Below are 13,632 nucleotides of genomic sequence, written 5' to 3' on the forward strand. Positions count from 1 at the left end.
TTCGCGGTGCCAGGCTCATACCGGCGGACTATTTTTGCCTCCCGGGTATAAAAAAACCAATCCAAGGCAAGCGTGGTAAGAATGACTATATCTGCCCCGGTGCACAGCCCGGCTTGACGCGGTCCTAACTCCACAAGGTAACCGTTCCTGCGGCAACGGCTGTGCCGATCAAAGCGCCGGCCGCCACATCGGAGGGATAATGGAGTCCAAGATAAATCCGCGAGAATCCCACAGTAAGGGCAATCGGCAGCAGGATGAAAGCCAGAACGGGAAAAGCTGCGATATAAGGCACAACGGAAGCGAAGATAGCCGTCGTATGCCCGGACGGGAACGAATGGTCTTTGAGCGGATTGCGGAACGTATTCGTTCCGGGCAGCGCCAGGTAAGGACGCACCCGGGGATACAGCCTTTTGGCGACAGCGACCGGAAGATGGCTGACGGCCAGGGCGATCAGCGCCTGCTGGGCGGGCAGCTTCAGCGTATGCGGGGCAATTCCCCATACCAGAAGACTGATTCCGATGCTGGCCGTAGCTCCGCCCAGATGGGTCAGATAAAAGAGCCAGAAATTCAAGTGACGGTTGTGCAGCCGCCCGTTGATCCAGTGAAACAGGCGCTGCTCTGCAGTAAGCAATTTTAACATTTTAGGTCTCATAGTGGTCCCTCCGTTTGTAACGGCAGCCGGATGACCGGCCTTGATTAGGATAACCCGCTTTTGCCTGTACAACTACCCTCATCATACTTTTTTGCACAAACCGATTTCAAGAAAAAGGTCGGTTTTGCGCGAAAAATGACAGCTTTGACTTAGAGTGCCATTAAGCCGTACAATGATTCAAGCGGCCTTTCCACGTTTATATGGTAACAGAGAAAATCAAGCGTTTTGTAAAGTCAGGGACGCTGGGCAGAAATTCCATATCGACGGCATATATAAAAAAGGATAAGCCCGCCGGGAATAACCGCTTGGACATCGAAGCGATGTACGCCAGGCGTTCAAGCCTGCAGCAAAAGGGTCATTAACCACAGTTCAAAAGGTCAAAGACAAAAAGAACCTGAACCAAAAAAAGGGGGCATCAAAGGATCATGACAGATGCAATTTTTGTAACGCTCCAAGTGATCTTGGCGTTGATCGCAATTTATCAGTTTGGATTCTCGCTCTTCGGACTGCGCAGAAAGAAGAAAAAAGAGCTTGTCCAGCCGCAGAAATCATTTGCGGTACTCGTCGCTGCGCATAACGAACAAGAAGTGGTCGGAGCGCTGATGGAAAATTTGAAGCAGCTGAATTATCCGAAAGAGCTTTACGACGTATTCGTCATTTGCGATAACTGTACGGACGCTACGGCACGAATAGTCCGCGAGCACGGCATGAATGCCTGCGTCCGCACCAACAATAATCTGAGAGGCAAAGGCTACGCCATCGAGTGGATGCTGGCGAACCTGTGGGAAATGCCGCGCCAATACGATGCCGTCGTGATGTTCGACGCGGACAATCTGGCCCACACCGACTTCCTGATGGAGATGAACAACGATCTTTGCGCCGGCGCCAAAGTCATCCAGGGCTACATCGACACCAAGAATCCCGAGGACTCCTGGATCACCGCAGCCTACGGCATCTCCTACTGGTATATTAACCGTTTGTGGCAGTTGTCCCGACACAATCTTGGAATGGCCAACTTCCTGGGCGGAACGGGCATGTGCTTCGAAACGAACCTGCTCAAGGAAATGGGCTGGGGAGCCACCAGTCTTGTTGAGGACCTGGAGTTCACCATGCGCAGCGCGTCGAAGGGCGTATATCCCGTATTCAACTACGATGCCAAGGTGTTTGACGAGAAGCCGCTCACGTTCAAGGCCTCATCCAGACAGAGGCTTCGCTGGATGCAAGGACACTTTACCGTCGCCCGCCGCTATTTCTTCCCTCTGCTGTGGCAGAGCATCAAAGAGCGGAGCCTGACCAAGTTCGACCTGGCCCTGTACGGCGCGAACGTATACATTGTGCTCCTTACGTTCCTGATGACCGCGGTCATGTGGATCGACAGCTCACTGCTTGACGGGCCGCATATCTCCAACCTGTACGGCCACTTGCCTTTGTGGCTGAGCTATGCCGCTATCGGCGCTAACATCTTCACCTTCTTTATATCGATGATTCTCGAGAAGGTAACGTTCAAGAAGGTGTATGCTTATATGCTGGTCTTTCCGATTTACCTGATTTCATGGTATCCGATTACGTTCTACGCGTTCTTTACGCAAAACAACAAGCAGTGGAGCCATACCAAGCATACGCGCGTCGTTCGCCTGGAGGAAGTTCAAAGCAAGCAGGGCTAGCGCCTGCATTTGAAAGTCGCCAGATTAATGGTTGACATCACTGTGCTAAATATTGTATAGTATTCAAGTGTGCTAAATATGTCGGAGATTATAAGCAGAAGCACCGGCTTCTCACCTGATCGGCTTTAAGCCGGCTGGTTTTGATCTCAATGCTTTATGAATGCGGTTCGTTCATGAACGTTGATCAAACGGGTTGTCGGTAAATTCCGGCAGCCCGTTTTTTAATGGGAAGAAGCTGTTATATCTATAGCCAATCAGATCCGGAGGTGGAGAATTATCAGTAAGGACCATATGATCAATGATGAGATTCGGGCGAAAGAAGTCCGTTTGGTTGGTGCGGAAGGAGAACAAATCGGGATTAAACCGATCCGCGAAGCGTTGCAAATGGCAATAGATCTTAATCTGGATTTAGTCAATGTAGCGCCGCAAGCGAAACCGCCGGTATGCCGCATCATGGATTACGGGAAGTTCCGTTATGAGCAGCAGAAGAAAGAGAAGGAAGCCCGCAAGAACCAGAAGATCGTGGACATCAAGGAAGTCTGGTTCCGCGCGAACATTGAGGAGCATGATTATCAGACCAAGTTCCGCAATGTAGTCAAGTTTCTGAATGAGGGCGACAAGGTGAAATGCTCCGTCCGCTTCCGCGGACGCGAAATTACCCACGCGAACATCGGCCAGAAAATTCTGGAGCGCGTCAAATTGGAAGTGGCCGAAATTTCCGTTGTGGAACGCCAGCCCAAGCTTGAAGGCCGCAGCATGATTATGATTCTGGCACCCAAATCATCTTAACAAGCAGCATAATTATTAAGGAGGAAACACCATGCCTAAAATGAAAACCCACAGCAGCCTGAAAGGCCGCTTCAAAATTACCGGAACAGGTAAAGTAAAGCGTTACAAAGCTTACAAAAACCATCTGTTGTCCCACAAGTCCAAGCGCGCTAAGCGGGTTCTGGGAACCAACCCTGTAATGGCACCTGGCGACGTAAGACGCCTGAAGCAAGGTCTGGCTAACTTGAAATAGTTTTTATAACACAATTTTTGGGAGGTTTATTAATATGGCAAGAGTTAAGGGCGGCTTCGTCGTACGCCGTAAACATAAAAAGGTACTGAAACTGGCAAAAGGTTACTTCGGTTCGAAACACCGCATTTTCAAAACTGCTAAAGAACAAGTAATGAAATCGTTGGTATACGCATACCGCGACCGTCGTCAAACAAAACGCAACTTCCGCAGACTGTGGATCGTTCGTATCAACGCTGCAGCCCGTCTGAACGGCCTGTCCTACAACAAGCTCGTACATGGTCTGAAGCTGGCCGGAGTGGACATCAACCGCAAAATGCTGGCCGATCTCGCTGTTAACGATCTGAACGCGTTCAACTCGCTGGCTACCGTAGCCAAAGAGAAAATCAACGCGTAAGAACGGCTCTATATGTTAAGAAGCACCGCTGCCCGGGGTTCCCGTGCAGCGGTGCTTTTTTGCGCGAACTTTTGAGGAGATAGCGGAAGCAGACTACTCCCAGTACTTCGTTGTAATTAGCTGACCAGCGAGCTTCTTGCTGGCGGCGCGTCTGACCTTTCGCTGCTCCGAACGTTCCTCCGCCAAATCGCTGACAAGCTTCTCCTCGTCTGTTTCGGGGATCACTTTGGGTACGGGAGCAGGGCTTCCGTCAGGTCCGATAGCCACAAAGGTAAGAAAGGAAGTGGCCGCAACGGTGCGCTCGCCTGAATATAAATTTTCGGCGATGACCTTCACGAATACTTCGATGCTGGTTCGTCCGGTCCAGGAGACAAAGGATTCGAAGCAGAAGGAGTCGGTAGGCCGGATCGGGGACAGAAAGTCAACTGAGTCGGTGGAGGCGGTGACGACGTTGCATCGGCAGTGGCGCATCGCGGAGATCGAGGCGACTTCATCTATGTTGCTCATCAGCTTCCCGCCGAACAGGGTTTGGTGATTGTTAACATCGTTGGGGAAGACACGGCCTGTTTTAAAGACGCGCGATTCCCGGCAGTATTTTGAAGCCGGAGCTGCCGGCTGGGACGATTCACTCATCATAATCGGCTTCCTTTCCTTGGAATGATAAGGATATATAATAATAGAATTTGCTTGATTGTGCAATAATATTTATATTTGTTTCAGGCAGGCTGGCCGACTCTGGAGATAAGTTAACATCAACAAAACATGCACATAACACTGGAATGTTATGGAAAGCGGTTTCCCGAAGGAAAATGCAAATTTTTATTAACCAAGGGTCATTAATTGCTGGATTTTACCGTTTTTAACCGTTATAATTTGTTTCAATGGCATGTCCAATGAGAACATAGAAGACATCCAATTTCTTAAGGGGGATAATAATCGATGAAAAAAGTTTTCAAGCTGTCTCTCGTTATGCTGCTTGCTTTCACGGTCATTCTGGCCGGCTGCGGAAGCAACAACAATAATGCATCCGGAGACACAGGCACTAACGCAGGCACCAATACTGCAGCCAACACGGGCGCCGGTGAAGCAACTACCGACAACTCCAACATTAAAATCGGTATGGTTACCGACGTTGGCGGCGTAAACGACAAATCGTTTAACCAATCCGCTTGGGAAGCCCTGCAAGCTCTTGAGAAAGAAAATGGCGTAAAAGTTCAATACCTCCAAAGTAAATCCAATGCGGACTATGAGCCGAACCTGAACCAATTTGTTAAAGGCGGTTTTGCTCTGACCTGGGGCATTGGCTTTAGCATGGGCGATTCCGTGAAAAAGGTTGCACTCGAGAATCCGGACGCCAAGCTGGCCATCATTGACAATGTAGTAGATGCTCCTAACGTTGAATCCGTTACGTTTTCGGAGAACGAGGGCTCGTTCCTGGTCGGCGTTGTAGCCGGTCTGACAACAAAGTCGAACAAGGTAGCCTTTATCGGCGGTATGGAAAGCCCGGTCATCAAACGCTTTGAAGTAGGTTTCAAGGCAGGCGTAGCTGCAGTGAATCCGAATGCTAAAGTAACGGTTACTTATGCCGGCGCGTTCGACAAACCGGACACAGGCAAATCCTTGGCTGCCACATTGTATAATGCAGGCAACGATATTATCTTCCCGGCTGCGGGTGCAACGGGCAACGGCGTATTCAACGAAGCGAAATCCCGCAACAAAGCCGGCGGCTCGAAAGTATGGGTTATTGGGGTGGACAAAGACCAGTCGCTTGATTTTGGCGATGACGTAACGCTGACTTCCATGATGAAACGCGTTGACGAAGCGGTTAAAGTTGTTTCCAAGCAGGTGATCGACGGCACCTTCAAGGGCGGCACTACTACCGTTCTTGGCCTGAAAGACAACGGCGTAGGTCTGCCGGAGACTTCCAAAGCGAACGTGAGCGCCGACATTCTGGCTAAAGTCGATGATTACAAAAAGCAAATCATCGACGGTAAGATTACAGTACCTAGCGAGTAACATTTAATTTATAATTGAATAAGATCGGAACCAGAATCAAGGCCGGTTATATAGCTGGCCTTGTTTCTTAGTTAGGCGTGGTCCGCTTGTTGGGGATTCGCTCCTTCGGGTCCGTACAGTTACCGCTTCGCATGAGGCGGTATAGCCATGTCTATAGCAACTATTCGCGCTGTCGGAATTCTATCTATTTTTCTGAACTTCCCGCTTGGGTTCCCTGGACGACCCCCAAGTTATGGGCCAAGGATCGATTGCGGTTTTGTAGAATTATAATCTGTAATGAGGGTGATTCCATGAGTGCAGCGGCTCCTGTCGTAGAGTTGAAGCAAATCACGAAGCGTTTTCCCGGTATCGTCGCCAATGACTCTATCAGCCTGACGCTGGAGAAAGGCGAGATTCATGCGCTGCTCGGCGAGAATGGGGCAGGCAAATCCACATTAATGAATATCGTATTCGGACTGTATCAGCCCGACGAAGGCAGTATTGAAATCGGCGGCAAACCGGTTGTTATCGACAGCCCCAATAAAGCGATCGAGCTTGGCATCGGCATGGTCCACCAGCATTTCAAGCTTGTAGAACCATTCACAGTAACGGAAAATATCATTCTCGGCATGGAGCCGAGGAAAGGCCTTAAAATCGACTATAAATCCGCAGCGGAGCAGGTTCGAAAGCTGTCGGAGCTGTACGGTCTTCAAGTGAATCCTCATGCCAGAATCCACGACATTTCCGTCGGGATGCAGCAGCGTGTGGAAATTATGAAAACCTTGTACCGCGGAGCGGATATTCTTATATTTGACGAGCCTACTGCCGTTCTGACCCCTCAGGAAATCAATGAACTAATGGCAATTATGAAGCGCCTCGTTGCCGAGGGCAAATCCATTATTCTGATCACTCACAAGCTTAAGGAAATCATGTCGATATCGGACCGGGTGACCATTATCCGCCGCGGGAAGGTGATCGACACTGTCAAAACGTCGGAGACCAATCCGAACGAGCTGGCGGAGAAAATGGTCGGTCGGGATGTAACGTTTAAAGTGGACAAGCAGGAGCCGAAAGTCGGACAGACGGTTCTTAAGCTGAGCGGAGTAAACAGTAAGAACAAGGAAGGTATCTCCGTGCTCGACAATCTGAACTTTGAAGTCAAGGCTGGAGAAATTCTGGGCATTGCCGGCGTGGATGGAAACGGTCAGAGCGAGCTGGTTCAGGCCATCACCGGCCTCCGCAAGATCGATTCGGGTTCCATTACCGTGGAGGGTAAGGAAATCGCCAACCTGTCTCCGCGCAAAATATCGGAAATGAATGTATCGCATATCCCGGAGGACCGGCATAAGCACGGTCTCGTGCTGGACTTCACCGTAAGCGAGAATATGGTGCTGGAAACCTATTACAAAAGCCCGTATAACCGGAAAGGTTTTATGAATAACGAATTGATCGACAAGCATGCCGAGGAACTCGTTCAGGCTTTTGACGTGCGTACACCATCGATACACAACGCGGCCCGTTCCCTGTCGGGAGGCAACCAGCAAAAAGCGATTATTGCGCGGGAAATAGACAAGGAACCGACCCTGCTGATTGCAGCGCAGCCGACTCGCGGCCTTGATGTGGGCGCCATCGAATTTGTGCAGAAGCAGCTGATCGCCCAGCGGGATCAGGGCAAAGCGGTGCTGCTCGTCTCCTTCGAGCTGGATGAAATCATGAATGTATCCGACCGTATCGCTGTGATTTATGAAGGGCATATCGTCGGTGAGGTATTACCGAAGGATACGAATGATCAGGAGCTTGGACTAATGATGGCGGGCAGCCTGAAGCAGGGAGGTAAAGCGGGTGTTTAAGTTCAAAAAAATATTTGCGACAGACAGCTACATCGTGCCGCTTGTCGCGATTCTGCTTGGACTGCTGGTCGGTGCAATCGTTATGCTGATCGGGGGCTATGACCCGATTGCGGCTTATGGGGCCTTGTTCAAACGTGTTTTTGGAAGTCCGTATGATTTCGGCGAAGCGATCCGGGAAATGACGCCGCTTATGCTGACCGGTCTTTCAGTAGCCTTCGCGTTCCGTTCCGGCCTGTTTAATATCGGCGCGGACGGACAGGTGCTGATCGGCATGACGGCAGCATCTCTAATCGGCATCAAATGGGCCGGTTTGCCTATGTTCCTTCTCGTTCCGCTCGCAGTGATTGGAGCAGGGCTGTTCGGCGGGCTGTGGGCCGGCATTGCCGGATATCTGAAAGCCAAGCGAGGCATCAATGAAGTTATAACGACCATCATGATGAACTGGGTCGCTCTTTATTTGGCCAATTACATCGTCCGGACATTTTTGCTGATCCCGGGGCAGGACCGTTCGGAGGATATTCCGGCTTCCTTGTCGATAACCTTTCTGGTCTCATTCTTCGATAATGCCCGTATTCACTGGGGAACCATTATCGCGCTTGCGGCTGCGCTGTTCTTTTACATCTATTTGTGGAAGACAAAACAGGGCTTTGAGATGCGGGCTGTGGGGCTGAATCCCCATGCCGCCGAATATGCCGGGATGAACGTCGGGCGAAACGTAATGAAATCCATGTTTATTGCGGGAGTGTTTGCGGGGCTCGCCGGAGCGGGAGAGGTGCTTGGCGTGTTCCATTACCAGTCGGTGTTTGCGGCATCGCCGGGCTACGGCTTTGACGGTATCGCTGTGGCGCTGCTGGGGCTTACACATCCGCTTGGCGTCATTCTGGCTGCGATTCTGTACGGCATGCTGACTTACGGATCGGCGGGCATGAGCTTCAACGCGGACGTGCCGCCGGAGCTGATTCGTATCGTAATCGGATCGATCATATTCTTCATCGCGGCACAGGGTATTGTGCGCTGGGTGCTTAAGCCTTTCTACTTCAAGCGCAAGAAAGAGAAGGTGTTATAGATGGATGTGCTGACGCTGCTAGGCCAAATGCTTAATACGACGCTTGTATTCTCTACAGCGCTCATTTTCGCCGCTCTGGGCGGCATCTTCTCCGAACGCTCGGGCGTGGTGAACATCGGGCTTGAGGGCCTCATGATGTTCGGCGCCTTTGCCGCCGCTGTTGGCGGATATTATGCCCAAGATGCGGGATACACCGACCTGGCTCCTTGGATTGGCCTGCTCTGCGCCATGGCGGTTGGTATGCTCGGATCGCTTATTCATGCCGTCGCCTCCATTACGTTCAAGGCGGATCAGACGATCAGTGGCACGGTGATCAATTTCCTTGCCGCAGGCAGTACGCTTTATCTGGTAAAGCTTCTGTTCGAAGGAGCGGGCGAAACGCCGTTGATTGACGGCTTCAGCGTGACTCCGATTCCGTGGCTATCCCAAATTCCGGTCCTTGGCACGGGAATATTCAGCAGCTACCCGACCACTTATTTGGCGATTATTCTTGTTATCGTTGTCTATTTCCTGCTCTTCAAGACGCCGTTCGGTCTTCGCCTTCGGTCGGTGGGCGAGCATCCGAGCGCTGCGGATACGCTTGGCGTGAACGTCAACCGGATGCGTTATATCGGCGTTCTGCTCAGCGGCATGCTGGCGGGCATGGGCGGAGCGACGATCACGCTGACGACGACAGGAACCTTTGCTCATAATACAATTTCAGGCCAGGGCTTCATCGCAATCGCGGCAATGATCTTCGGCAAATGGAATCCGCTCGGCGCGTTCGGCGCGGCCGTCTTCTTCGGGTTCTCGCAAGCGATTCGCAACTATGTTCAAATGTTCGGATGGTCCCAGAATATTCCTCAGGAATTCATTTACATGATTCCTTATGTGCTGACCGTTATTGTTCTTGTAAGTGCCGTCGGGCGATCCTCGGCTCCATCGGCACTCGGACAGTCTTACGATCCAAGCAAGCGTTAGCGAACGCTCATAAGCTCAAATGTTTTTTCACTCTGACCGCATTCCCGGCTTTTGTCGGTAATGCGGTTTTTTATTTGTACATGCTTCGATCCAGACGGGGGCCTGGGCAGAGGTACAGGCGGGCAGCGGCTGCTGCGAATACAATGTTCTCGAAGACAGCAATCTTATGGCCGCAGAGCCCCTTTTTGTCTGTGTGCCCAGTTCTTAAGAAATTCAAGAGGAGGGATATTATGACACAACATGTGACCAAGAAGCAGGTTGCGAAACTGGTGGGTAAAAATATCGTAGCGGTGAAAAAAGACGGAACGAAGGTTGCCGGCAAACTGATTCGCATCTCGGGTAACCGTCTGATTGTGCAGCCGTCCGATGGCAAAAAAGTACAAACGAAAGCCCTGATTCCGCTGGTGCTGTTCGACCTGCTCGCTGTAGGAACCGCTCCATACGCTTACGGCGGCTATGGCTACCCCGGATACCACGGCAAGCCTTACTATGGCCCGGGTTACGGCCCCGGCGGCGGTTATGGCCCCGGCGGCTATGGCGGCTACGGCGGCGGACCTTATCCTTACGGTATATTCTAAAATTTTTTATGCAAACGCCAATCGCTTAAAAACGTTTCTCCATCTCGTAGCACATGCCCTGTGACGAATATCCGACCACGGAGTAGCCCAGCTTTTCATAAAAAGCAAGCCCGGCGGCATTCCCGATATCTACAGCTACCCTGGATCGCAGGCATCCGCGTGATAGTGCAAACCGCTCCGCGCGGTCCATAAGCATATTTCCCCAGCGTTTCCGCTTCGAAGACGAGTCGATGGCCAGCATATCGATGTACAGCAGATCTCCGTGCAGCATAAAGTGGACAAATCCCAGCGGGTCGCTGTCGTAATCGTGACTCGCCACAAGGGTAACTCCCCGTCCAAGCCGGTCAGGGAGTTCTTTTTTGACCTGATTCAGCATTTTTGCAGGCAGATGGGACAATGGAACAAGCTCGGTCTCAATCAACCGGTGAATGATCGCGTCATCCTGTTTGGGTCTGCGGTAACGGATCACGGCGCTTCCCCCTTCCACATATTGTCGTACATCATATGATTGGCAGGGGGGTGCGGGTTCCGCCCGGGACTAAAGAGGGACAAATCGGGCAGATTAAAATAAGGGATTGACTAACCGTGTAAGGAATCATATAATGTGTCTAAACATTTCAATGACTATATTCAACGGCAATGAAGAGGACGAAGTTTTAAGGGCTCTATTGACCAGAGAGCGAGTGGAACTGCTGAAACCACCGCCAATACCCCTTATATACGAGCTCACCTCGGAGCTGTTTTCCTGAAAGGTCCGTTTATCAATTCGGCGGAATTATTAGGGGAAATCGTGTGGTCCGCGTTACGGACTTCAGGTTGCAGAAATCGGCTTATGCCTACATCGATGGGTTTTTGCATACCTGCCAAGGCATTGCATCGCGAGATGCATTGCAAATATGGGTGGTACCACGGAAGAACAGCCTTTCGTCCCTCACGTGCTTATTGCGGCACGTGGGAGATGAAAGGCTTTTTTGATTGTGTGAAGCCGGCTGATTCGAAGAATAATGGCGATCGTCGTTTGCATAGGAAGTTTGACATTTTGTAAGGAGGATGACTGAATGATGACGCAAATACCGGAAGCGCGGTCAACAGAAGAGTTACGTAAGAAATGGATGAAGCCGGAAGTGATTACCGGATCGGAGATTTTGCTCCGCAGTCTGGTGCTTGAGGGCGTGGATACGGTGTTCGGATATCCCGGCGGAGCCGTCTTGTACATCTATGACGCACTGTACGGCTTCAATGATTTCAAACATGTGCTGACCCGCCATGAGCAAGGGGCGATTCACGCGGCTGACGGATATGCAAGAGCAAGCGGCAAGACGGGCGTGTGTATCGCGACTTCCGGACCTGGAGCGACCAATCTGGTCACGGGCATTGCCACGGCCTACATGGACTCCGTTCCGCTGGTGGTGATCACGGGCAACGTATTCTCCAGCCTGATCGGTACGGACGCTTTCCAGGAAGCGGACATTACCGGCATCACGATGCCGATCACCAAACACAGCTATCTGGTGCGCAAGGTGGAGGATTTGCCAAGAATCATTCATGAAGCCTTCCACATTGCATCGACGGGCCGCAAGGGGCCGGTACTTATCGATATTCCCAAGGATGTGTCCGCGGCGAAGACGCTGTTCACACCTGTGACAAGCGTGAACCTGCGGGGATACAATCCGCGCACGGTTCCGAACAAGCTGCAGCTCGACAAGCTGGTGCGTGCGATTTCGGAAGCCGAGCGGCCGATCATCATTGCCGGCGGGGGCGTTATTTATTCCGGCGCGCATGAGGAGATGTACGAATTCGTCAAGAAGACGGAAATTCCGATCACGACCACATTGCTTGGACTGGGCGCTTTCCCGAGCGGCCATGAGCTGTGGATGGGCATGCCGGGCATGCACGGTACGTATACCGCGAACCACGCCATCCAGAACTGCGATCTGCTGATCAATATCGGCGCCCGGTTCGACGACCGCGTAACAGGCAAGCTTGACGGCTTTGCGCCAAAAGCGAAGATTGTCCATATCGACATCGACCCTGCCGAAATCGGGAAGAACGTATCCCCGGACATCCCGATCGTAGGCGATGTCAAGACGGTGCTGGAACTGCTGCTTCCCGAGGTGGAACGCGCTGCGAACGCGGACGCCTGGAGAGCGCAGATCGCCCAGTGGATGCAGGATCAGCCGCTTCGTTATAACGACGACGGCAAAGTGCTGAAGCCGCAGTGGGTCATCGAGATGATCAATGACACTACGGAGGGGGAAGCGATTGTAACGACAGACGTCGGTCAGCATCAAATGTGGGCGGCGCAGTATTACAAGTTCAATCATCCGCGTTCCTGGGTGACCTCCGGCGGTCTTGGAACGATGGGCTTCGGTTTCCCGTCGGCGATCGGCGCGCAAATGGCCAACCCGGAACGGCTTGTAGTTTCAATCAACGGCGACGGCGGCATGCAAATGTGTTCCCAGGAGCTGGCGATCTGCGCCATCCACAACATTCCGATCAAGATCGTTGTTATCAATAACGAGGTGCTCGGCATGGTTCGCCAGTGGCAGAACCTCATTTATGAGAAGCGATACAGCTATACGGATCTGGCCGGAAGCCCGGATTTTGTGAAGCTGGCTGAAGCTTACGGGGTTAAGGGGCTTCGGGCGACCACGAAGGAAGAAGCAAGGTCGGCATGGCTGGAAGCTCTGGAAACGCCGGGACCGGTATTGGTGGAATTCCTCGTATCGAAGGACGAGAATGTCTATCCGATGGTAACCCAGGGCTCGACCATCGATCAAATGCTGATGGGGGATGAATAACAGTGGCAAGAAATACGATTTCCGTACTCGTTAACGATCAGCCCGGGGTACTCCAGCGGGTATCGGGGCTGTTCGGACGGCGTGGCTTTAATATCGAGAGCATTACCGTCGGTCAATCGGAGGAAGCGGGGCTGTCCCGGATGGTCATTGTGACCTTGGGAGACGAGGAGCAGCTGGAACAGATAGAGAAGCAGCTCTACAAGCTGATCGACGTCATCAAAGTAATCGACCTCAGCGTAAGGCCGATGGTTGCCCGCGAGCTGGCGTTGATCAAAGTCAAAGCCGACCCTTCCGAGCGGCCGGAGATTATGGGTGTAGTCGAAACTTTCCGCGCTTCCGTTGTCGATATCGGCAGCACGAGCCTGCTTGTGCAGGTGGTCGGGGACACGCAGAAGATCGACGCCATGATCGAGCTCTTGAAGCCTTACGGCATCAGGGAACTTTCGCGTACGGGCGTTACGGCAATGCTCCGCGGAAATGTACAGTAGGTATATTTTACAACTTTAACGAATTGCTGCTTTTTTGCAGTACAATATAATCTATGAACGGCATGCCCGCTAAAGAGCGGGAGCTTGAGGGGAAAGCGACGAGGCATGGTCTTCTCCTGAAGCACCCGCTTTTTAGATGGGTTCCAAATTAAAGGAGGATTTT

General features: G+C 51.8%; 14 protein-coding genes. 11 read left to right on the forward strand and 3 right to left on the reverse strand.

The window, feature by feature from the left end; translation table 11 throughout:
- Positions 1–124 precede the first annotated feature (124 nt).
- Complete coding sequence (locus PSAB_RS06700; protein ID WP_025333808.1) at positions 125–652, reverse strand: phosphatase PAP2 family protein; 528 nt, start codon at positions 650–652, stop codon at positions 125–127.
- A 425-nt stretch (positions 653–1,077) separates the two neighbouring features.
- Here PSAB_RS06700 and PSAB_RS06705 point away from each other — a divergent pair, with 425 nt between their 5' ends.
- The 4 genes from PSAB_RS06705 to rplT all read left to right on the forward strand — a co-directional run bounded on the left by PSAB_RS06705 (position 1,078) and on the right by rplT (position 3,731).
- Complete coding sequence (locus tag PSAB_RS06705; RefSeq protein WP_025333809.1) at positions 1,078–2,316, forward strand: glycosyltransferase family 2 protein; 1,239 nt, start codon at positions 1,078–1,080, stop codon at positions 2,314–2,316.
- A 291-nt stretch (positions 2,317–2,607) separates the two neighbouring features.
- Complete coding sequence (infC, locus tag PSAB_RS06710) at positions 2,608–3,105, forward strand: translation initiation factor IF-3 (RefSeq protein ID WP_025333810.1); 498 nt, start codon at positions 2,608–2,610, stop codon at positions 3,103–3,105.
- 31 nt (positions 3,106–3,136) lie between these two features.
- Positions 3,137–3,337 carry a 50S ribosomal protein L35 gene (gene rpmI / locus PSAB_RS06715; RefSeq protein WP_025333811.1) on the forward strand — a complete coding sequence of 67 codons (201 nt, stop codon included), beginning with the start codon at positions 3,137–3,139 and terminating at the stop codon, positions 3,335–3,337.
- Positions 3,338–3,371: 34 nt separating this feature from the next.
- Positions 3,372–3,731: a 50S ribosomal protein L20 gene (rplT, locus tag PSAB_RS06720; protein WP_025333812.1), complete on the forward strand. Its 360-nt coding sequence runs from the start codon at positions 3,372–3,374 to the stop codon at positions 3,729–3,731.
- 93 nt (positions 3,732–3,824) lie between these two features.
- Here the strand turns inward: rplT and PSAB_RS06725 are convergent, their stop codons facing one another.
- Positions 3,825–4,367 (reverse strand): acyl-CoA thioesterase, encoded by a 543-nt coding sequence (locus tag PSAB_RS06725; protein WP_420835624.1) that lies wholly within the window; start codon positions 4,365–4,367, stop codon positions 3,825–3,827.
- 303 nt (positions 4,368–4,670) lie between these two features.
- Between PSAB_RS06725 and PSAB_RS06730 the strand changes: the two genes are divergently transcribed.
- The 5 genes from PSAB_RS06730 to PSAB_RS06750 all read left to right on the forward strand — a co-directional run bounded on the left by PSAB_RS06730 (position 4,671) and on the right by PSAB_RS06750 (position 10,180).
- Positions 4,671–5,747 carry a BMP family lipoprotein gene (locus PSAB_RS06730; protein ID WP_025333814.1) on the forward strand — a complete coding sequence of 359 codons (1,077 nt, stop codon included), beginning with the start codon at positions 4,671–4,673 and terminating at the stop codon, positions 5,745–5,747.
- Positions 5,748–6,037: 290 nt separating this feature from the next.
- Positions 6,038–7,576: an ABC transporter ATP-binding protein gene (locus tag PSAB_RS06735; protein WP_025333815.1), complete on the forward strand. Its 1,539-nt coding sequence runs from the start codon at positions 6,038–6,040 to the stop codon at positions 7,574–7,576.
- Positions 7,569–8,642 (forward strand): ABC transporter permease, encoded by a 1,074-nt coding sequence (locus tag PSAB_RS06740; RefSeq protein ID WP_025333816.1) that lies wholly within the window; start codon positions 7,569–7,571, stop codon positions 8,640–8,642. The genes PSAB_RS06735 and PSAB_RS06740 overlap by 8 nt, the downstream gene beginning before the upstream one ends.
- Complete coding sequence (locus tag PSAB_RS06745; RefSeq protein WP_025333817.1) at positions 8,643–9,602, forward strand: ABC transporter permease; 960 nt, start codon at positions 8,643–8,645, stop codon at positions 9,600–9,602.
- A gap of 230 nt (positions 9,603–9,832) precedes the next feature.
- The gene (locus PSAB_RS06750; RefSeq protein WP_025333818.1) at positions 9,833–10,180 is read left to right on the forward strand and encodes a hypothetical protein; all 348 of its coding nucleotides are present in this window, start codon (positions 9,833–9,835) and stop codon (positions 10,178–10,180) included.
- A gap of 25 nt (positions 10,181–10,205) precedes the next feature.
- On the opposite strand, the gene PSAB_RS06755 is transcribed toward PSAB_RS06750, so the two are convergent.
- Positions 10,206–10,649: a GNAT family N-acetyltransferase gene (locus PSAB_RS06755; RefSeq protein WP_025333819.1), complete on the reverse strand. Its 444-nt coding sequence runs from the start codon at positions 10,647–10,649 to the stop codon at positions 10,206–10,208.
- A gap of 589 nt (positions 10,650–11,238) precedes the next feature.
- On the opposite strand from PSAB_RS06755, the gene ilvB reads away from it, so the two are divergent.
- Positions 11,239–12,981, forward strand: coding sequence for a biosynthetic-type acetolactate synthase large subunit (gene ilvB, locus PSAB_RS06760; RefSeq protein ID WP_025333820.1), 1,743 nt, complete (start codon positions 11,239–11,241; stop codon positions 12,979–12,981).
- Between the two features lie 2 nt (positions 12,982–12,983).
- Entirely contained in the window at positions 12,984–13,469 is a 486-nt protein-coding gene (ilvN, locus tag PSAB_RS06765) for an acetolactate synthase small subunit (protein WP_038595629.1), read from the forward strand.
- Positions 13,470–13,632 lie beyond the last annotated feature (163 nt).

Source organism: Paenibacillus sabinae T27, assembly GCF_000612505.1.
Taxonomy (GTDB): Bacteria; Bacillota; Bacilli; order Paenibacillales; family Paenibacillaceae; genus Paenibacillus_AQ; species Paenibacillus_AQ sabinae.